At 72.6% G+C, this 19,850-nt stretch carries 14 protein-coding genes; 6 read left to right on the forward strand and 8 right to left on the reverse strand.

What is annotated here, in order from left to right:
- The first annotated feature begins 66 nt into the window (after positions 1-66).
- Complete coding sequence (locus HTZ77_RS23520; protein ID WP_175591844.1) at positions 67-1,245, forward strand: HD domain-containing protein; 1,179 nt, start codon at positions 67-69, stop codon at positions 1,243-1,245.
- 36 nt (positions 1,246-1,281) lie between these two features.
- Positions 1,282-2,337: a pentapeptide repeat-containing protein gene (locus tag HTZ77_RS23525; protein WP_175591845.1), complete on the forward strand. Its 1,056-nt coding sequence runs from the start codon at positions 1,282-1,284 to the stop codon at positions 2,335-2,337.
- A gap of 106 nt (positions 2,338-2,443) precedes the next feature.
- On the opposite strand, the gene HTZ77_RS23530 is transcribed toward HTZ77_RS23525, so the two are convergent.
- On the reverse strand, positions 2,444-8,038 hold the full coding sequence (locus HTZ77_RS23530; RefSeq protein ID WP_175591846.1) for a WD40 domain-containing protein: 5,595 nt from the start codon (positions 8,036-8,038) through the stop codon (positions 2,444-2,446).
- Between the two features lie 57 nt (positions 8,039-8,095).
- Between HTZ77_RS23530 and HTZ77_RS23535 the strand changes: the two genes are divergently transcribed.
- Together HTZ77_RS23535 and HTZ77_RS23540 are read left to right on the forward strand one after the other, a co-directional pair.
- Entirely contained in the window at positions 8,096-9,268 is a 1,173-nt protein-coding gene (locus HTZ77_RS23535) for an ArsB/NhaD family transporter (RefSeq protein WP_328808727.1), read from the forward strand.
- 29 nt (positions 9,269-9,297) lie between these two features.
- Positions 9,298-9,759, forward strand: a complete 462-nt coding sequence (locus HTZ77_RS23540) for a hypothetical protein (RefSeq protein ID WP_175591848.1) — start codon at positions 9,298-9,300, stop codon at positions 9,757-9,759.
- A 15-nt stretch (positions 9,760-9,774) separates the two neighbouring features.
- On the opposite strand, the gene HTZ77_RS23545 is transcribed toward HTZ77_RS23540, so the two are convergent.
- The 6 genes from HTZ77_RS23545 to HTZ77_RS23570 all read right to left on the reverse strand — a co-directional run bounded on the left by HTZ77_RS23545 (position 9,775) and on the right by HTZ77_RS23570 (position 16,088).
- Positions 9,775-10,575 carry an inositol monophosphatase family protein gene (locus HTZ77_RS23545; RefSeq protein ID WP_175591849.1) on the reverse strand — a complete coding sequence of 267 codons (801 nt, stop codon included), beginning with the start codon at positions 10,573-10,575 and terminating at the stop codon, positions 9,775-9,777.
- 9 nt (positions 10,576-10,584) lie between these two features.
- Entirely contained in the window at positions 10,585-11,199 is a 615-nt protein-coding gene (locus HTZ77_RS23550; protein ID WP_175591850.1) for a hypothetical protein, read from the reverse strand.
- Between the two features lie 5 nt (positions 11,200-11,204).
- The gene (locus tag HTZ77_RS23555; protein ID WP_175591851.1) at positions 11,205-12,251 is read right to left on the reverse strand and encodes a hypothetical protein; all 1,047 of its coding nucleotides are present in this window, start codon (positions 12,249-12,251) and stop codon (positions 11,205-11,207) included.
- Between the two features lie 139 nt (positions 12,252-12,390).
- Positions 12,391-13,164: a sporulation protein gene (locus tag HTZ77_RS23560; RefSeq protein ID WP_175591852.1), complete on the reverse strand. Its 774-nt coding sequence runs from the start codon at positions 13,162-13,164 to the stop codon at positions 12,391-12,393.
- Positions 13,165-13,200: 36 nt separating this feature from the next.
- The gene (locus HTZ77_RS23565; protein WP_175591853.1) at positions 13,201-14,448 is read right to left on the reverse strand and encodes an SPFH domain-containing protein; all 1,248 of its coding nucleotides are present in this window, start codon (positions 14,446-14,448) and stop codon (positions 13,201-13,203) included.
- Positions 14,445-16,088, reverse strand: coding sequence for an SPFH domain-containing protein (locus HTZ77_RS23570; RefSeq protein ID WP_235995048.1), 1,644 nt, complete (start codon positions 16,086-16,088; stop codon positions 14,445-14,447). Before HTZ77_RS23570 ends, HTZ77_RS23565 begins: the two co-directional genes overlap by 4 nt.
- A gap of 133 nt (positions 16,089-16,221) precedes the next feature.
- Here HTZ77_RS23570 and uvrB point away from each other — a divergent pair, with 133 nt between their 5' ends.
- On the forward strand, positions 16,222-18,330 hold the full coding sequence (gene uvrB, locus HTZ77_RS23575; protein ID WP_205303295.1) for an excinuclease ABC subunit UvrB: 2,109 nt from the start codon (positions 16,222-16,224) through the stop codon (positions 18,328-18,330).
- 62 nt (positions 18,331-18,392) lie between these two features.
- Positions 18,393-19,115: a hypothetical protein gene (locus HTZ77_RS23580; RefSeq protein ID WP_175591854.1), complete on the forward strand. Its 723-nt coding sequence runs from the start codon at positions 18,393-18,395 to the stop codon at positions 19,113-19,115.
- Positions 19,116-19,139: 24 nt separating this feature from the next.
- On the opposite strand, the gene HTZ77_RS23585 is transcribed toward HTZ77_RS23580, so the two are convergent.
- Entirely contained in the window at positions 19,140-19,844 is a 705-nt protein-coding gene (locus HTZ77_RS23585) for a hypothetical protein (RefSeq protein WP_175591855.1), read from the reverse strand.
- Positions 19,845-19,850: the final 6 nt, after the last annotated feature.

Below are 19,850 nucleotides of genomic sequence, written 5' to 3' on the forward strand. Positions count from 1 at the left end.
GCCGCGCCTCGGGAGGGGTGTCGTGAGCGCCCTGGAAGCCCGCCGCCGCGCGTCAGGTGACGGCTCATGAGGGCCCTGATGATCCGCCGCTATGGCGGTTTCGCCTACGAAGGGTCGTTCGAGCGGTTACGGGCCCTTCTGGCCGGCCGGTTGGACGCCGAGCGGCTCCGCGCGGTCGAGCGGGCCCACGCGACCGCCGCGTTCTGGCACCGGGACCAGACCCGCCACAGCGGCGACCCCTACATCACCCACCCCGTCGCGGTGGCGGCGATCCTCGCGGACCTCGGCGCGGACCATGAGCTGGTGTGCGCCGCGCTGCTCCACGACGTGCTCCGCGACACCGCCTGCCCGGCGGCCGACCTGGAGCGGGATTTCGGCGGGCGGATCGCCGCGCTGCTGCGGGACCTGGGGCGGCTGGAGGAGTGCGCGGAGGGCGAGGACCTGGGCGGGGAGTGGGAGCGGTGCGCCGACCCCCGGGTGCTGACGCTCAAGCTGGCCGACCGGCTGCACAACCAGCGCACGATGCGCTGGATCTCCCCGGCCAGGCAGCGCGTCAAGAGCCTGCAGACCTTGCGGGTGTTCGCGCCCGCCGCCGCGCGTCTGGGGATGCGCGGGGTGGAGCGCGAGCTGCGCCGGCTGGCCGAGGCGAGGCTGTCGGCCCTGGCCCGCGACGGCGTCCGGGTCTCCTTCGGCGTGGTGGAGGCCGCCGCGATCGTGCTGCCCGCCGGGGCGCGGGGCCGGTGGCTGGAGGAGTGGCTGGGGGAGCTGCGCCGGGCGGACGGGGGCCTGGAGCGTGCCCGTTTCGTGGCGGGGCTGCTCGGGGGGATGCCCCGCATGGCGATCGCCCTCCGGCGTCGTACGGCGGCCGCGGCTCATGAGATCGCCGCAACGCCCGGGACCGCCTCGGCCGCGGGCCACGAAATCGCCGCGGGCTACCAGGTCGCCCCGCGCCGAGGGATCGGCGTTCGCCCCCGGATCGCCGGGATGCGCGCCCGGATCGGGGCGGCAGGGCGCGGTGTCCGCGCCTGGGCCTTGCGGGCGCTGCGGTGGGTGCTCGCGACGGATGCCCGCGTCTGCGCGGTGCTCGGCCCGCCGGTGCTCTGGCTGACGGCCGACGCGGCGGCGACGCGGCTCGCCGACGCGCTGACCCTGCTGATCACCGCCCCGCCCGTCCTGGCCTCCGGCGTCCGGGCCCTCCGGGAACGGCTGGGCGTCCCCGGATCCCGCCGCTCACCAGGCGGGTAGGATCGCGGGAGTTCGGATCGGGGGGCGAGGCAGGACATGACGGTCGGGCAGGCGGGCGGGGAGGACACCGGGGCTCAGGGCGCCGCCGGGGCGCGGGGCGCCGCGCTGGAGCTGCGTGACCTGCGGGCCGACTGCGCGAGCTGCTTCGCCCTGTGCTGCGTCGCGCTGCCGTTCTCCAGGTCCGCCGACTTCGCCGTCGACAAGGACGCGGGCCGGCCCTGCCACAACCTCCAGGACGACTTCCGCTGCGGCATCCACCGGCACCTCCGCGGGGAGGGCTTCCCGGGGTGCACGGTGTACGACTGCTTCGGCGCGGGCCAGAAGGTCTCCCAGGTCACCTTCGGCGGGCACGACTGGCGGAGCGAGCCGGGCACGGCCGGGCGGATGTTCGCGGTGTTCCCGGTCGTACGGCAGCTTCACGAGCTGCTGTGGTACCTCACCGAGGCCCTGACGCTGCCCGGGGCCGAGCCGGTGCGCCAGGAGGTCCTGCGGGCCAGGGACGAGATCGACGCCCTCACCCGGCTGGGCCCGGAGGAGCTGGCCGGGCTCGACGTGGCCGAGCGGCGGGGGCGGGTCAACCCGCTGCTGCTGCGCGTCAGCGAGCTCGTCCGGGCGCCCGCGGTGGCGGGCGGCAAGGGCGGGCGCGATCGGAAGAAGGACCGCCGGGGCGCCGACCTCATCGGGGCGCGCCTGCGGGGAGCCGACCTGCACGGCGCCGACCTGCGGGGGGCGTACCTCATCGGCGCCGACCTCAGGGGAGCCGACCTCCGCCTGGCCGACCTCATCGGGGCCGACCTCAGGGGGGCCGACCTGTCCGGCGCCGACCTGACGGGCAGCGTCTTCCTCACGCAGCCGCAGCTCAACGCGGCCCGCGGCGACGCGGCCACGCGCATCCCGCCGGGGCTCACCCGTCCCGACCACTGGAGCGCCACGGCGAGCGGCCCCGCCCAGCGCACCCCTCAGGGCCGCAAACAGGGCCAGGGCCGCGACCAGGCGAGCTCGGCGCGCGGGCGAGGTCGCGGCAAGCGTCAGGACGCGCCCGGCGGACGGCGCGGCGGCCGTCCGAAGGACCGGGGCCGCGACGAGAAGTGACCCCCGCCCCGGGGCGCCCGCTGGACGCCGCCGGACACGAGACGGGCGCCCGCGCCTCCGAGGAGGCGGATCCGAACGATCGGACGGGCGCCCGGTGGCGGGCGGGTCAGAACGGGGCGTCGAGGGGCACGGGCCGTACGTCCGGCAGATACGGATCAAGCTCCCCCGGCTCGAACCGGGACATCCCGATCACGTGCCAGAACTGCCCCGCCACCTCCCCCTCCACCTTGTACCGGCCGCTCGGCGACAGCGCCGCCCAGCCCTCCGGTAAACCGAGGAGCGTGGCGTGGCGGCTCTCCCCCCTCCAGAGGATCACCACGCCGTCGTCCCCGGCCGTGGCCAGCAGGTCCGGGTCGGACGGGCTGTAGGCCACCGACCAGACCCGCCGCGTGTGCCCCTTCAGCGAGTGCAGCAGCCGCCCCGTGACCGTGTCCCACACGCGCACGGTCAGGTCGTCGCCCGCGGTCGCCAGACGCTCCCCGGTGAGGTCGAAGGCCACCGACCAGAGCCGCCCGGTGTGCTCGTCGAGGGTGTGCCGCAGCACCGGCTGCCAGGGCTGGCCGGGCCGCAGCTCCCACACGCGGGCCGTCCCGTCGTTGCTGGCGCTGGCCAGGTAGCGGCCGGACGGCGAGAAGACCACCGCGTACACCCGGTCCTTGTGCCCTTCGAGGGTGGCCACGAGCCCGCCAGACTCCACGTGCCAGACGCGGACCAGCCGGTCGTCGCAGCCCGTCGCCACGTGGCGGCCGTCGGGGCTGAACGCGATCGAGCGGACCCGGCCCCGGTGGTCGGCCAGGTTGCTGACCAGGCGGCCCGTCGCGCGGTACCAGACGCGGACGCTGTCGTCGTCGTTGGCCGTGGCCAGCAGGGTGCCGTCGGGGCTGAACGCCTCGGCCCAGACGTGGTCGGTCTCGGCGTTGAGCTCGCGCTCGTACTCGCCGGTGGTGGCGTTCCAGAAATGGACGCCGCCGTCGTTGCTGGAGGTGGCGAGCACTGGCCCGGCGGGCGAGAACAGCGCGGAGACGAGCCGGTCGGAGGCCCCCGTGAACTCGCGCAGCCGCCGCCCCGTGGCCGCCTCCCACACGCGGACGACCCCGTCGTTGCCGCTGGTGGCCAGCATGGTGCCGTCGGCGCTGAAGCGGACCGACGAGATGCGCCGGCCGTGGCCGCGCAGGATCCGCTGGCACTTGCCGCTTCCCGGGTCCCACAGGCGGACGGTGCCGTCGTTGCTGCTGGTGGCGAGCTGCTGGCCGTCGGGGCGGAAGGCGAACGGCCAGACGGAGCTGCGGTGGCCGGTCAGCTCGACGCGGGTCGTGGCGCCGGCCTCCTGGAGGCGGACCACGCCGTTGGAGTCGCCGCTGGCGATGGTACGGCCGTCGGGGCTGAAGGTCACCTGGTAGACGCTCGCGGAGTGGATCGTGTGCGGGCCGCGCGGCTCGCCCGCGACCGGGTCCCACAGGCGGACGGCACCGGCCGTGTCGCCGGTGGCCAGCAGGGTGCCGTCGGGGGAGAACGCGACGCAGTAGATCGACCCGGCGTGACCGGTCAGGGCGCGGCGCAGGGTCCACGTCGCGGTGTCCCACAGCCGCACCGTGCCCGCCTCGTCTCCGGTGGCCAGCAGGGTGCCGTCGGGGCTGTGGACCGCGCGGAAGACCGAGCCGTCGTGGCCGTCGAGGGTGGCCGTCACCTTGCCGGTGCCGAGGTCCCAGACCCGTACGACGCCCGCGGAGTCGCCCGTCACCAGCTCCGCGTGCCCGAAGGAGGCCGTGTAGATGGGCGCCCGGTGCCCGGCCAGGTGGTGGACCTCGCGGCCCGTGGCGGTCTCCCAGACGCGGACGACGCCGTCGCCGCCGCCCGCCGCCACCAGCTCACCGGTGGGGCTGAGGCGTACCGGCCAGACGCCGTCGGGGTGGCCCTCCAGCCGCCGCAGCAGCGTGCCGGTCACCGCGTCCCACAGCAGCAGGCTGCCGTCGCTCGCGCCGGAGGCGAGCAGGTCGCCGGCGAAGGAGACGGCGTAGACGCGGCCGTGGTGGCCCTGGAGGGTGCGCACGGGCGCGCCGCCCACGCAGAGCAGCACGCCGCCGTCCTCGTTGCCGATGGCGATCGTGGTGCCGTCGGGGTTGTAGGCGATGGGCTCGGGCAGGCGGCTGGTCTGGAAGTGGTAGCCGTACGGGACGCCGATGGCGGCGGGCGCGAGCTGCACCTCGACCGGCGTGCCGGGCACCACGGCGGCGCCCGGCAGGTCGGGCAGCGTGCCGGTGACGTGGATGAGCGCCGCGCGGTGCCAGCGGGCGCCCTCGGCGGTCACGTCGCTCAGGTCGGTGTGGACGAGCCGCGTGCCGGACAGGTCGGCGCCCCGCAGGTCGGCCCCCGCCAGCGAGGCGCCGTCGAGCCGGGCGCCGGTGAGCCGGGCGTCGCGCAGGACGGCCCTGGACAGGTTGGTGCGGGCCAGCGTCGCCTCCGACAGGTCGGCGCCGGTCAGGTCGACCTCCTGCAGGTCGCGTTCCGACAGGTCCTCGCCCTTGAAGTTGGCGCCGCGCAGGTCGGACTGCGCCGGCGTGCGCAGCCGGCCGGCGATCTTGACGGCGTTGGCGCCGGCGTGCCGCCCGGGCGGCGGGTCGTTCACCCACGCCCGCAGGGCCCGCACGTCGGCCAGGTCGCACAGGAACTCCACGCTCAGCGGCGTCAGCGGCCCCCGCGCCAGGGTCACCGGGTCGTCGAGGGTGTCGGCGACGTGCTTGGCGACCAGCCACTCCATCACGGAGGAGTGGATGAACCCGAACATGCCCTCCTCGGTGCGCACCAGCAGGGTGCCCGAGCCCATCGCGTACGCGGCGTGCGCCGCCGACATCTGCCCGCCGGCCAGGTCCGTCAGCGTCTCGGCGAACTCGGTCAGCTCCTCCACGCCGAGCAGCGCCTCGTTCGACTCCCACAGACGCAGCGCCAGGGCCGTGACCGCCTGCCACAGCTCCTCCAGCGTCAGGCCGGCGGCCGAGCCGGGCAGCGCCGCCCGCCGCGCCTCGAACATCAGCCAGGAGGTGAGGATCTCCTGGTAGAGCTGCGCGGGGCTGGTGGTGTGGCGGGCCCGGGCCACGGTGCGCAGCCGGTCGGCGTCGAGGTCGGCGATGAAGCTCAGCATGCGCGGGTTCTGCGCCAGGTCGAGCAGGTCCTCGATGCTCTCCAGCAGCGACATGCGGGCCGCCGCCTCGTCGCCGTCGTCGTAGCGGTTGACCAGGTAGGAGTGGATCTGGTCGCGGGAGAAGTCCTCGACGGCCAGCAGCCGCCGCTGCGGCAGCACGCCGACCATCTCGCCGAGCGAGCGCAACACCTGGCCGTGCGAGCGGAAGTGCTGGGTGCGGCTGGCCACCACGATCTTCGCCTTGTCCTCGGCCGCGGCGAGCAGGGTCGCGAGGTGGTCGGCGGCCCGGTCGTAGGTGAGCCGGGCGACCAGTTCGTCGAAGCCGTCGAACAGCAGCACGATGCGCCCCTGGCGCAGCAGGTAGCGGAACGCCTTGAGGTCGATCAGCTCCTCGCCGTGGGTGGCGAGGTGGGCGGCCACGAGCGCGTCCACCGAGTGCGCCTTGTCGAGGGCCCGCAGCTCGATGAACAGCGGCGTCAGGTGCGGCAGCTCCGCCGGCAGGCGCCGGGCGAGCTCGCGCAGCGCGAAGGTCTTGCCGTGGCCGAAGTCGCCGAGCAGCAGCAGGAACCGGCCGTGGTCGCTGGCGAGCAGCCGCATCAGCTCGTCGGTGAGCCCGTCCCTGACCGGGTGGCCGGGGCGGTCCAGCTCGCGGTAGCGCTGGGGCACGTACAGGCCGGGAGGGTAGCGCCGGTCGCCGGTCAGCCGGGAGGTCTGCTCGGCGACGTACCCGGACAGGTCGAGCAGCCCCTGGAACTCGGTGAAGCTGCGCAGCAGGACCCCTCGCCGCACGAGCGCGTCGCGCAGCGCCCGCTCGGGCGGCGGCCCCTGGTAGACCAGCTCGCCCTGGAGCCCGGCCGCGTGGGTCTGCCGGGCGAACGCCTCGGCGGCGGCCTCGTCCACCTGGCCCACGTGCGCGCCGATCATGGTCAGCCGGACGAACCCGTCGTCGGGGTGGGTGACGACGAGGTGGCTGGGGAAGCGGCGGATCCGCGCGCGCTCGTGCCGCGCCTCGCACACCTCGCTGATCCGGTCGAGCAGCAGCTCGACCGGGCTGGGCTCGCGCTCCGGCGGCTCTTGGCGGGGGCGCGGCACCTGCGGTGACTCGCCGGCGAACGGCGCCCGGGCGGCCCGCCAGCTCCGCGTGGCCTTCACGGGCTCCTGGTCGGGCAGCCAGGTGCGGACGCCGCCGGGGGTGATCTCGACGACCTGGTGGCGGCCCGGCCGGGGCGCGGCGACGGCCGCCTCGCCGTTGCCCTCGCCGGCGGGGTCGCGTCCGGTGCCGTGGAAGAGCAGGTTGAGCCGGTGGGCCAGCAGCCGCTCGAACGTGGGCGCGTCGCGCAGCGCCGACGGCGGGTGGCCCATCGCGCCGAGCCGCAGCCACTCGCTCTCCTCGTACGGCCGCAGCCGCTCGGCGAACCAGGCCGCCTGCGCCTCGCCGAGCTGCGCGTACGCGTCGCGCTCCAGGTGGCTCATGGCCATCGTCGAGTTGAGCCCGGCCACGACCACCTTCAGGTCGGGCACCTGGAAGAGCGTCCACGGCTGCCCGCCGTCGAACACCCGGTCGTCCAGCCCCTGGTAGACCTCGTCGAACAGGCCCGCGAAGTGGCGCCACTTCGGCCAGTACGGCGGCTGCGGGCTGACGTCGTCGGCCTCGCAGGTGAGGAAGTAGGCGCTGGCCGCCGCCTTGGTGACGTCGCGCGGCCCGGGCACGAGGACGAGCCGGTGCGGCTCCAGCCCGAGCAGCAGCCGCAGGTCCGTCACGAACCGGGTGGCCTGGGCGAACTGCCCGAGGCTGCCCGACTCGGTCAGGTCGCCGCTCACCACCATGAGATCGGGCCGCGGCATGCCCCGGTCGTACATGGAGGTGAGGTCGGCCCAGATGCGCGCCTGCATGTCCTCGGGCGTGAACGGCTCGCCGGGGTCGGGCAGCGCCCGGCCGAACCGGGGCCCGCCGATGTGCAGGACGCTCAGCGACTCGCGCCGGTGCCCCGGCCCGGCCGCGGGCGGGAACTTCGGCGCGGTCACCGGCGTGCGGCGGGCCCGGGAGCGCTCGGCCGGGGCCGGCAGGGTCGGGGCGGGCGCCGGCGCGCCGGCCTGGGCCGAGGTGGGGAACGCGGGCGGCACGTCGGGCTTGGCCCGGCCGGCCAGCGCCTCGCCGACGCGGCCGAGCAGCCGCGCCCGCGCCTGGTCGGGGTCGGTCACGCCGAGGAGGTCGACCCAGGTGATGGTGGACAGCAGACCCTCCAGATGGACGTCCTCCAGCCGGATCGTCACCAGCTTGCGCGACGGGTCGTCGGGGTCGGCGCGCAGCGCGGCCTGCCACTCCAGGCGCCCGTAGCGGGAGGTGAGGTAGTTGCGGGACAGCACGGCGACGACGAGGTGCGCCTCGCTGACGCCGCGGTCCATGAAGTCGATGAAGTTCGTGCCCGGCACGAAGTCCCACGCCTGAATCATGGTCCTGTAACCGGCGGCTTCGAGTTCCCACGCGATCCAGGTCGCCCAGGCCGTGTCGGCGGGGGAGTAGCTGACGAAGATCTCGGTCGGCCTGCCGTCGCGTGACATCTGCTCAGTATCCCTCGCGGCGTCGGCGATGGGGAGGCGATGTGCGATCATCGTCGGGTGTGGCGGCGTCTCGGCGTGCTCGACTGGGTCAGGATCGGCCTGCTGGCGCTCGGTGTGCTCTTCGTGGCGACCGGGCTGCTGCCTCTGCGCGAGGCGGCCGAGAGCATGGACGACATCGGACCCCTGCTGGTGTTCCTGGTGGGGATCATCGTGCTGGCCGAGCTCACCAAGGAAGCTCAGGTCTTCGACGTCATCGCGGCGCGGATGGCGGTGCTCGGCCGCGGTAACTACGCCGCCCTTTTCCTGCTCTGCACGGCTTTCGCCTCATTTGTCACGATATTTCTAAATCTTGATACGACTGCGGTGTTGCTCACCCCGGTCATGCTGGCCCTGGCGCCCAAGGCGCGCATCGCCCCGCTGCCCCTGGCCATGACCACGATCTGGCTGGCCAACACCGCGAGCCTGCTGCTGCCGGTCTCCAACCTCACCAACCTGCTCGGCATGCAGAAGATCGGCCTGAACGCCCAGGAGTTCGCCGCCCGCATGTGGGCGCCGCAGATCGCCTCCATCGCCGTGACCATGGTGTTCCTGTGGGTGTTCTACTGGCGCCGCGGGCAGCGCCGCGACCTGCGCTACACGCCGCCGCTCCTGGAGCCCGTCGGCGACCGGGTGCTGTTCGGCGCCGCGTCGGCGGCCTGCGTCCTGTTCATCGTGGCCCTCCTGCTCAAGGTCGAGGTGGGCGTCGCCGCCCCCGCCGCGGCGCTGATCGTCGTGGCCGCCTACGCCGTGCGCGACCGCAAGCGGCTCACCTGGAGCCTGATCCCCTGGCAGCTGCTCATCTTCGTGACCGGCCTGTTCCTCGTGGTGCCCACCCTCAGCCGGTACGGCCTGGCCGACCTCATGAGCTGGATGCTGGGCGACGGCCACGACCCGTACCGCACGGCCGCCGTCGGCGGCGGGTTGGCCAACACGATCAACAACCTGCCCGCCTACAAGGCCGTCGAGCAGGTCATCCCCTCCGGCGCGCAGGGACAGCTCCTCGCCCTGCTCATCGGCACGAACGTGGCGCCCGTCATCACCCCCTGGGCCTCGCTGGCCACGCTGCTGTGGTTCGAGTCGTGCCGGCGCCACGACGTGCCCGTGCCGATGCGCCGCTTCATCGCGACCGGCGCCGGCCTCGCCCTCGTCGGGCTGCTCGTCACGGTCTGGGCCCTCGTCATCACTTCCTGAGCAGGTGTTAAGTCCGCAACAATGGCCCCATGTGTTACACCTTGCCCCATAGTAATGTCGGGCTGCTCGTCGCCGGAGTGGCCGCGCTCGCGGGCCTGGCGGGCTGCGGCGGCGCGACGTCGTCCACCGGTGGGCGGGAGACGGCGCCGCCGGCGGTGTCCTCCGAATCCGCCCCGAGCGCGCCGGCCGAAGGGATGACGGCCGTCCGGACCGTCAAGCTGGAGGTCCTGGGCGAGGGCCGGGCCGTCCAGCCCATCATGTACGTGGGCGACTTCAACGGCAGCGAGACCGGCGGCATGACGCTGCCCTGGTCGAAGACCGTGACGCTGGAGCTGACCCCGGCCGAGCAGAAGGTCGGCAAGCTCGTGTCCGTCGTGGCCGGCGGCGTGCAGACCTCGGACGGTCAGATCGCCGAGGGCTCCTGCCGCATCAGCGTCGACGGCAGGAAGGTCGTCGCCGCCAAGGGGCTCTGCGAGTACAAGGTCAGGTAGGACCGGCCCGGGAGCTCAGCGGACCAGGTCGAGGAGGGCGGGCAGGGCGCGCGGATGGGCGGCGACGAAGCTGCGGTCCTCCGGCGCGCCGTCGAAGCCCTCCTCGAACGGCGCGCCGTCCAGCGTCCGGATCTCGATGCCCGCCTCCAGCGCGAGCAGCGCCCCGGCCGGCAGGTCCACCGCCTCGGCCCGGTAGCCGACGAAGCCGTCGATGTCGCCCCTGGCCAGCATCGCCCACTGCAGCAGCGGCGCCCAGAGCTGCAGCATCCGGCGGGCGTGCCCCTCCAGGCGCGCCTTCAGCTCCCGTACGGCGGGGTCGCCGCGCGAGACGGTGTAGCCCTGCGTCCAGGCCAGCAGCGGCCCGTGCGGCGACGGCCGGTGCGGCGGGGCCAGCCGCTCGCCCGAGGAGGCGAGCGCGCCGTCGCCCCGGACCGCCGACCACGTCTGCCCGGCCACCGGGTCGTGGACCACGCCCACCACCGGCCGCCCCTCCCGGCACAGGGCCAGCCCGACCACGTACGCGGGCAGGCCGATCGCCACGTTGTTGGTGCCGTCGAGCGGGTCGACCAGCCAGGTCCACTCACCGTCGCGCGCCCCCAGCAGCCCCGACTCCTCGGCGATCACCGAGTGTGACGGGAACGCCGTCATGACCCGCTCCAGCAGCAGCTTCTCGGAGGCGAGGTCGAGGTCGGTCACCACGTCGCCGGAGCGGCCCTTGGCGCGTACCCCCAGCGCGCCGCCCGCTCCTGTCCGGATCAGCCGCCCCGCGGCCTCGGCGGCCTCGACGGCGACCGCGCGCGCGTGCTGTAGGTCCATCGGCACCCCTCAGGTCAGGTGGGCGGCTATCAGACTGACGGCGCGAGCCGTCTCCTTCGCGTCGAGCGGCTGTCTGGCGACGTGGTGGCCGCGGCCGGCGAGCGGGCCGAGCGACAGGTCGCGGCTGCCCGGCCGGCCCCGGCCCAGGGCGATCGTGGCAGCCTCCCCGCCCTCGGGAACCACGCTGCTGTGGAAGCGGCCGGCGCTCAGCGTGTAGCTGTCGCCGGGGCCGAACGCCTCGACCAGGCCCGTGGCATGGCGCACGGTGCGGCCGGTGGGGGTGAGGTGGTCGCCGCCGGCGTCGCTGACCACCTCGAACACCCGGTGCGTGGCGTCCGGGCCGGCGTCGGTCACGTCCACGTGGACGTTGCGGATCTGCCCGTACAGGACGTGGCTGAACAGGTCCCAGCTGTGGCAGTGGATCTGCGAGGTGGTGCTCTCGGCGTGGGCCAGCGCCCCGGACCACAGGTGGACGCACACGCCGTCGCCGCCCCGGCGCTCCAGCGGCAGGCAGACGAAGCCGAGCGGGTGGCGCACCGCCCGCACCGCGCCGGACAGCGCGCGCAGCGTCCACTCCCGGGCCCGGCCCCCGGTCAGCTCCGCGTAGACCTCGTCGTGGCGCACGCCGCTCACCCCGCGTACGGGTTGAGGGCGCGCAGCGCCTTGCGGGCGATGTCCACCACGTCGTGCTCGTTGTACGAGCGCGGCAGCGGCACCCCGATCCGCTCGAACAGGTCCTGGACCTCCTCGACCGTCGGCTCGTCGCTGAGCGGCACCTTCTTGTACTTCTCCAGCGGCACCCGGCGCGCCTGCTCGAAGCTGAGCCGCAGCTCGGTGTCGCAGTTCTCGTAGAAGAACGTGCCGGCCAGGGCGGTCATCGCCCGGTTGGGGTCCTCGACCGTCATGAGGAGGCGGGTCGCCGACAGGTCCCAGCGGAACGTCGTCATCGTGGCCGACAGCCCGACCCCGATGTCGAGCAGGCCGTAGCGCTGGCGGTACCAGAACGCCGCCAGGATCGTCGCGTACGACTCCTTCCTGACCCGGTCGGTCGTCCACGTCTCGCCCGTGCCGTCGGGCGCGTCCGACAAGGAGCGCCGGTAGTGGGCGTACGTCTCGCACACCTCGGCGTTCGTCGGGTCGACGATCTCGACCCGCACCGTGAGGTGCCGCTTGACGCGACGGGCCGCGGCGACGCACTCGGGCAGGGTGACGGCCCGCAGGTAGGTGCCGGTGCCGCCCCTGAAGCTCCACCGGGTGGTGTCCTTGCGCGCCTCGGCGTGGGCCTGCGCGATCTCCTGGCGGCTGCCCAGCACCCGGACGAGCTGCAGCGCGTCCAGCGCCTTGCGGGTGCCGGTGACCAGGCCGTCGATCTCGTCCAGGCGGGCCAGCCGCGCGGGCAGGTCGGCGAGCGCGCCGGAGGTGATCGTCTCCTCGACGGGCGCCTGCCGGACGCGGTCGCGCAGCAGCGCGGTGGCCACGAGCGCGAGGATCACCAGGGTGGCGGCGCTGACGAGCTGCTGCTGCACCTTGTCGCCCTCGGGGGGCTTGCCGAACATGTCGTCGGGCATGATGCCGAGCACGCCGACGACGACGGCGAGGACCAGGGCGATCGCGCCGTCGGCGTTCTGGGCCGCCCATGGCGCGACCCGGCTCCACACCGACCTGAACCGTGACATCGCTGGCCCCGCATCCGACGATCGTTCAGTCCCCGAGCGCCATGGTAACGATCGCCCCAAGAGCGTGCCACCGCGCGGTGGATACCCTCGCCGCACGCCGGAGGGAGGGTGCCCTGGCTCCCTCCCTCCGGCGGGTGCGTCAGAACCAGCCGCGGTGCCGCGCCATCTGCTCCAGGCCGTGGTGCAGGGCCGCGTCGGCCGTGCCGGGCCCGGTGTCGTAGCGGACCGTGAAGCGGTTGTAGGCGTCGTGGCTGGAGGTCAGGAAACCGCCCCGCTTGTCGGCCTCCAGGATGACGTCCATCTGCTGCGGTCCCGCGATGAAGGTCAGCTCCAGCTCGTTGAAGTAGCGCCGCCACTGCCCGCCGGCGTGGTACTCGATCTCCTGGAAGAACGGCATCGTCGAGCCGTACAGCGTGCCCCGCTCCAGGTCGGCCTTCTTGAAGTGGAAGCCCATCCGGTCCAGGGCGCCGAGCAGGTGCTCCTGCGCCGGCAGCGGGTCGACGAACAGGGGGTCGAGGTCGCCCTTGTCGAGCGCGCCCGCCAGCGCCAGCTCGGTCTGCACGCCGAGCCGCATGCCGTGCAGCGGGTGCCCGCCGACGGCGCTGATCGGCGTCTCCCACGGGATCTGGATCTCGAACGGCTGGCTGTGCTGCGCCCCCGCGGCGAGCTGGAAGCCTCCCGCGACCTGCCGGCGCAGGAAGCTGTAGGTGGTCTTGTACTCGTTGTCGCCGCTCTCCACCTCGACCACGGCGGTCAGGTCCAGGTGGATGCCCTCGACCTTGTAGTCGGAGCCGCCGCCCCGGAAGTTCACGACGCCGCGCAGCGGCTCTCCCGGGCGGACGGTGGTGCCGGACAGCACCGTGTCGACCTCGACGCTCGCGCCGAACGCGGCCATCAGCTTGCGGAACACCATGGGGTTCTCTCCTCTGCGGTTCGGTTGCCGGTCGGGTCAGCGCCGGGCGGGCGGCGCGGAGCCGTTGGGTGCGGGCTGGCCCGACAGCCGGGGGAGGAACTGGGCCAGCAGCATCGTGGACAGGGCCGAGGAGTCGCCCGAGCCCTGCTGCGTGCGGACCACCAGCGGCTGCGGCGCGCTCTCGGCGAGCTTGGCGCCCACGTCCAGGCGCCGGCGGGCCAGCTCGTACTGGAGCACGGCCCGGTTGTCGCGGTAGGACTCGGCGAGCCGGCGCAGCGCCTTGGCCTCGTTCTCGGCGGCGGTCAGCTCGGCCCGGCCGCGCGCCTCGATCTCCCAGCGCACCCGCTGAGCCTCGGTCTCCTGCTCCTCCAGCATGCGCGCCACGTCCTTGCGCGCCGTGTTGTAGGCGGCCTTGACCTCGACCACGCGGGCGTCGCGGGTCTTCTTGGAGCGCTCGATCTCCATGAGCAGGGTGTCGATGCGGCGCTTGCGGGTCAGCTCCCACTCGCGCTCGTAGGCCGACAGCTCCTTGGCGACCTTCTCGCGGGTGGCCAGGTGCTGCTGGTACTGGTCGGGGAGCTGCACGTCGGGGATGTTGGAGCCGGTGACGCGCACGCCGTAGCGGCCGAGCTGGCGGTTGAGCGCCTCCTGCATGTCGCCCACGTCGGAGCCGCGCAGGTCGTAGGCGTGCTCGGTGTGGACGCGGCGGCTGCGCTGACGGATGGCGTCCTGCACGGCGCTGGCCAGCACCAGGTCGAAGTTGCCCGCGCCGATGGTGCGCACGAACGCGACCGGGTCGACGATGCGGAACTTGAGGAAGAACTCGATCGACTTCAGCGGCACGTTCTCGGCGGTCGGGCAGGCCACGATGGGCGCCGTGTACGGGATCTCGGTGGAGGTGTCGACCACCGCGTCCACCCGGTCCCACGGCAGCCACAGGTAGTGCCGTCCGGGCGGCAGGGTGCCGGTGATGGCGCCCCAGCGGCTGCGCACGCCCGTCGTGCCCTCCTCGATCTCGATGATCGCCTTGCGCCACATGAGCACGGCGGCGATCAGCAGCAGCAGCACCGCGGCGAGCGCCGGCAGCGCCCGGAGGTCGGTCACCACCGCCATCCCGGCGAAGTACACCCCCAGGAACACCAGCGTCATCCAGGCGAAACCGCGCCGGTCCTTGGGGATCACGACGGGCACGAGCTGGCCCTGCTCGCCGCCGCGCAGGAGCTGGCGGATGTCCGACCAGGAGGCCAGCGACTCCTTGATCTTCGAGAACTCGCGGCCGCTCATCGGGCCCCACCCTCCGTCGTCGCGTCCAGTCCGGTCACCGCGGCCGGGTCGACGGCCGGGTCCGTCGCCCGGTCGAGTCCGGGCACGGGCGTCCCGGGCACCTCGTCGGCCGGCCCGCCGGGCTCGGCCGCCGCTCCCGCCCTGCCGAGCAGGGCCGCGATCTCCGCCTCGCGGGCGCGCACGCGCTCGCCGATCTCCGCCAGCCGGCCCCGGATGGCCGCCATGTCCTCGGCCGAGAACAGCGCGGCCCCCCGGCCGCCGACGAGTTGCTGCGCCAGCTCCAGGAAGTCGATGTCGGTCTGCTCGCCGACCTGCACCACCTGGGGCAGCCGCGAGGAGACCGACTCCAGCTTGTCCAGCAGGTCCTGCTGGAAGCGGTAGTCGAGGATCTCCGGCGCCTCGGCCGCGCTCAGCGCCCGGATGTCCAGGGCCTGGGCCTCCAGCAGCGCCGCGTTGGCGTTGGCCGTGGACTCCGCCTCCACCAGCCGCTGCCGGGCCTGCGCCTTGGCCTGGTGGGAGGCGCGTTCGAGGGCGGTGTCCATGCGGGCCTGGTAGCCGGCGATCTCCGCCTGGATGGCGCTGAGCGTCTCCTGGAGCCCGGCCAGCTCCTTGACCAGGTCGCCCTCGTTCTGCTCCTTGCGGAGCTGGAGCTCGTACTCGTAGGTGTAGGCCTCCTTGGCCACGCGCACCATCTCGGGCGCCGCGAGGTCCATCCGGTACTCCTGGCTGGACGGCTCGGCGTGGGTGATGTTGACGTCGGTGAGCCGGACGGCCGGCAGGAACTGCTGGTTGAGGCTCTCCAGCATGCCGAGCGTGCTCTCGCCCACCAGGTCGTAGATGTCCTCGGCGCGCTGGGCGTAGATGAGGGAGCGGGTGACCTCGCTGATGGCGTTCTGCAGCTTGGACTGGAAGCCGCTGACCGAGCCGAGGACGAAGATGAACTCCGCCGGGTTCTCGATCCTGAACTGGAGGAACAGGTCCACGCTGGCCTTGACGCCCTGCTGGGTCGGCGCCTCGCGGATGGGGGCGTTGAACGGGTACTCGCGGGTGGTGTTGACGATGTAGCTGACCCGCTTCCAGGGGTTGAGCAGGGTGACCCGCCCCGGGTCGGCGATCTGCACGAGCTTGCCGAACTTGGTGATCAGCGCCTTGCAGCCCTCGGGCACCATGACGACGCTGCGCCGCCACCACAGGAACGCCGCCGCCAGCACGAGCACGAACCAGTAGTGGGGGCCGAAGACCAGCTCGGTGCGGGGGATGACGTTGCCCAGGGCGCCGATCAGGCCGAGCAGCACGAGGATGCCCAGCGGCACGACCACCTTGGCGGTGGTGCCCTTGGGGATCACCACGGGCGATATGACGTGCATGCCGTTCTCGGCGAAGCTGCGGTTGACGATCTCGCCGGCCTCGTTCAGCGACGCGGATCTCGCCTCGATCAGCGTGCCCACCGACGCGCCGCCGTCCCGGGCGGCGGCGAAGTCGCGGGGATCGAGGGCGAATCCGTGCTGGCCGGCCTGACCCGCCTGGTTCATCAGCTGGCCGGCCGCCTGACCGGCCGCCTGCCGGAGGTCGCCTCCTTGCATGACGGCCTGGGCCATGCCCTGGCCGGCCTGGATGAGCGCCTCTCTGGGTCGTGACATAGCACCTTCCTTTTCCGCTACAGGCGGTTTCGACCGTATCGGGTGGGACTTGCTATTCGCTTGCAGCGGAGCCCCCGTACGCCGAGGCCGGGCGCGTGGCGGTTCTGTCGGTGGCGAGACCTACAGTGGCAACATGCGACCGGTCACTGATTTGCAGCGGAAGGTGGCGCCCTTCGAGGTCGTCACCGAGATGACTCCTTCGGGCGACCAGCCGACGGCCATCGCCGAGCTGGAGCGCCGCGTCACGGCCGGGGCCAAGGACAGCGTCCTGCTGGGCGCGACGGGCACGGGCAAGACCGCCAGCATCGCGTGGCTCATCGAGCGGCTGCAGCGCCCCGCGCTCATCATGCAGCCCAACAAGACGCTGGCCGCCCAGTTCGCCAACGAGCTGCGCGAGATGCTGCCCAACAACGCCGTCGAGTACTTCGTGTCGTACTACGACTACTACCAGCCCGAGGCGTACGTCCCGCAGAGCGACACCTACATCGAGAAGGACTCCTCGATCAACGACGAGGTCGAGCGGCTGCGCCACTCGGCCACCAACTCCCTGCTCACCCGCCGCGACACCATCGTGGTCGCCTCGGTGTCCTGCATCTACGGCCTGGGCACGCCGCAGGAGTACGTCGACCGCATGACCCGGCTGCGCGTCGGCATGGACATCGACCGCGACCGGCTGCTGCGCCGCCTCGTCGACATGCAGTACACCCGCAACGACCTCGCCTTCACCCGCGGCACCTTCCGGGTGCGCGGTGACACGATCGAGATCATCCCGAAGTACGAGGAGCTCGCCGTCCGCATCGAGATGTTCGGCGACGAGATCGAGAAGCTGTCCACCATGCACCCGCTGACCGGCGAGGTGATCACGGAGGACGAGGAGCTCTACATCTTCCCCGCCTCCCACTACGTCGCGGGCGAGGAGCGGATGGCCGCGGCCGTGCGCGGCATCGAGAGCGAGCTGTCCGACCGGCTCGCCGAGCTGGAGCGCCAGGGCAAGCTGCTGGAGGCGCAGCGGCTGCGCATGCGCACCACCTACGACATCGAGATGATGCGGCAGATCGGCACCTGCTCCGGCATCGAGAACTACTCGCGGCACATGGACGGCCGCGAGCCCGGCAGCGCCCCCAACACGCTGATCGACTACTTCCCGGAGGACTTCCTGCTCGTCCTCGACGAGTCGCACCAGACGGTGCCGCAGATCGGCGCCATGTACGAGGGCGACGCCTCCCGCAAGCGCACCCTGGTCGAGCACGGCTTCCGGCTGCCGTCCGCGCTCGACAACCGGCCGCTGAAGTGGGAGGAGTTCCTGGAGCGCATCGGCCAGACCGTCTACCTGTCGGCCACGCCGGGCCCGTACGAGCTGGGCCGGGTCAAGGGCGACGTCGTCGAGCAGGTCATCCGCCCGACCGGCCTGGTCGACCCCGAGGTGGTCGTCAAGCCCACCAAGGGGCAGATCGACGACCTGGTCCACGAGATCCGCGAGCGGGCCGAGCGCGACGAGCGCGCCCTGGTCACCACGCTGACCAAGAAGATGGCCGAGGACCTCACCGACTACCTCCTGGAGCTCGGCATCCGGGTGCGCTACCTGCACAGCGAGGTCGACACGCTGCGCCGCATCGAGCTGCTGCGCGAGCTGCGCAGCGGCGAGTTCGACGTGCTCGTCGGCATCAACCTCCTGCGCGAGGGCCTCGACCTGCCCGAGGTGTCGCTGGTCGCCATCCTCGACGCCGACAAGGAGGGCTTCCTGCGCTCGGAGACCTCGCTCATCCAGACGATCGGCCGCGCGGCCCGCAACGTCTCCGGCCAGGTCCACATGTACGCCGACAAGATCACGCCGTCGATGGAGCGGGCCATCGACGAGACCAACCGGCGCCGGGCCAAGCAGATCGCCTACAACGAGGCCAACGGCATCGACCCGCAGCCGCTGCGCAAGCGCATCGCCGACATCCTCGACTCGCTCCAGCGCGAGGACGCCGACACCCAGCAGCTCATGGGCGGCGGGCGGCAGCAGTCGCGCGGCAAGGCGCCGGTGCCCGGCTTCGCCGCCAAGCAGGCCGGCCAGCACGCCAAGGCCATCGCGGGCGAGATGCCGCGGGCGCAGATGGAGTCGCTGATCGAGTCGCTGACGGAGCAGATGCACCAGGCGGCCGCCGACCTGCAGTTCGAGGTGGCGGCCCGGCTGCGCGACGAGATCAAGGAGCTCAAGCGGGAGCTGCGCGACATGAAGGAGGCCGGGATCAGCTGACGGGGCCGGGCATTTTTCGCAAAGATCAGGTCGGATCGATCTTGATGCGAAAATGTGTGTGAATGACCACCCCGAAGCTCATCACTCGCCGCATATCACCGAAGAACATCTCGCTCCTTGACGCTGTAGCCGACATCGAACCTGGAGCGATCAGCCTGCACGCCACAGATCTCGACGAGGCCGGACGTGAGCGGGTGGCGCGCTTTCTCATGGAGCACGGAGAACTCCTTCGTATCCTGAAGCTGCGCCCCCGCCAGGGTGACTACCTGCGCGCCGATCTGCGAGGTGTCGACTTCGCGGTTCACTGTCCCCATCTGCAGACACTGGACGTCCAGAGGGTCGTCTTCAACGACTCGGTGTTCGCGCATCCGGCCCTGCGGGACCTGAAACTGGTGGAGTCCAAGTATGTCGGCGGTCCGCAGATCGTCATCGGTGCGACGGCGCCCCTGAGGAAAGTCGAATTCGAGGAATGCCACGTCAAGGCGGACGTTCTCACGATCGCCCCGGAATCACCGCTCAAGGTCTTCCGGTACTCCCTTGACGAGGATTACGCGGAGGAATGTCCGGATCGCTTCGATGTCCTGGGCGCGGGGCTGGAGACGATCGCCATCAACGCCTGCTGGACCTACACCGTGACCACCAGCCCGGCCGCCCGGCGCCGCAACTGGAAGTGGACCTTCCGCGCCGGGCAGTACGGCAGCGTGACCCACATCGACCGTTACACCAACTCCTCCACAGGCGCTGAGGAGGAAGCCGTCCACCACTACGGCACGCGGGAAGACTGACCGGCCGGCGGCGGCTCGACCGAGCTAGGCGCTGGTGCGGGCCCGGCCCGGGCGCAGCCGGCGGCCGAGCCCGGCGAACCACCGCCGGGGGAGCGCCAGCGCGAGCACGGCGAGCACCACGTGCACGACGATGAACGCGTACGCCTCGCCCCGGGTGGCCGGGTGGCCGAGCCGCACCGTCATGTGGTGCGCCCAGTCCCAGACCTCGGGGATGCCGTTCAGCCGCCGGTTCATGAGGACCGCCATCAGGTCCTCCAGCCCCGACATCTGCAGGATCGTCATGGCCGCCCCGATCCGCAGCACACCCTCCCGCGAGCCGCCGCCGGCCCGGTACGCCAGCACGAGCCCGATGATGAGGAACGGCACGAACACGACCACGTGCAGGTAGAGGTCCTCGAACTCGGCCGCGCCGTCCACCATGTCCAGCGCGATCATGAACGTCTTCGGCACGAAGTAGCACAGGAAGCCCAGGAAGATCGCGGGCAGTGCCACCAGGTGCAGGCGCAGCCACCGCGCCCAGGCCACGTCCAGCCAGGCCACGGCCAGGCAGGCGGCGAGCTGCGGGGTCAGCTTGACCAGGAGCATCCAGACCGAGGTGATGTCCCGCTCGTAGGGGATGACGAAACGGACCAGTCCGGCGAGCGCGAGGGCCACGGCTCCCATGAGCAGCGCGGCCCCGTTGTCGCGCCAGAACGAGGTGGACGGCCTCGGGGTCGGAGTGAGCAGCATGGGGTC

It is taken from the genome of Nonomuraea montanisoli (genome assembly GCF_013363975.1).
Lineage (GTDB): Bacteria > Actinomycetota > Actinomycetes > Streptosporangiales > Streptosporangiaceae > Nonomuraea > Nonomuraea montanisoli.

Bases quoted from the DNA above. Each gene is read 5' to 3' on its own strand.
- HTZ77_RS23520 (WP_175591844.1), top strand. From the start codon at position 67: ATGAGGGCCCTGATGATCCGCCGCTATGGCGGTTTCGCCTACGAAGGG.
- HTZ77_RS23525 (WP_175591845.1), top strand. From the start codon at position 1,282: ATGACGGTCGGGCAGGCGGGCGGGGAGGACACCGGGGCTCAGGGCGCC.
- HTZ77_RS23530 (WP_175591846.1), bottom strand. From the start codon at position 8,038: ATGTCACGCGACGGCAGGCCGACCGAGATCTTCGTCAGCTACTCCCCC.
- HTZ77_RS23540 (WP_175591848.1), top strand. From the start codon at position 9,298: ATGTGTTACACCTTGCCCCATAGTAATGTCGGGCTGCTCGTCGCCGGA.
- HTZ77_RS23545 (WP_175591849.1), bottom strand. From the start codon at position 10,575: ATGGACCTACAGCACGCGCGCGCGGTCGCCGTCGAGGCCGCCGAGGCC.
- HTZ77_RS23555 (WP_175591851.1), bottom strand. From the start codon at position 12,251: ATGTCACGGTTCAGGTCGGTGTGGAGCCGGGTCGCGCCATGGGCGGCC.
- HTZ77_RS23560 (WP_175591852.1), bottom strand. From the start codon at position 13,164: ATGGTGTTCCGCAAGCTGATGGCCGCGTTCGGCGCGAGCGTCGAGGTC.
- HTZ77_RS23565 (WP_175591853.1), bottom strand. From the start codon at position 14,448: ATGAGCGGCCGCGAGTTCTCGAAGATCAAGGAGTCGCTGGCCTCCTGG.
- HTZ77_RS23570 (WP_235995048.1), bottom strand. From the start codon at position 16,088: ATGTCACGACCCAGAGAGGCGCTCATCCAGGCCGGCCAGGGCATGGCC.
- uvrB (WP_205303295.1), top strand. From the start codon at position 16,222: ATGCGACCGGTCACTGATTTGCAGCGGAAGGTGGCGCCCTTCGAGGTC.
- HTZ77_RS23580 (WP_175591854.1), top strand. From the start codon at position 18,393: ATGACCACCCCGAAGCTCATCACTCGCCGCATATCACCGAAGAACATC.
- HTZ77_RS23585 (WP_175591855.1), bottom strand. From the start codon at position 19,844: ATGCTGCTCACTCCGACCCCGAGGCCGTCCACCTCGTTCTGGCGCGAC.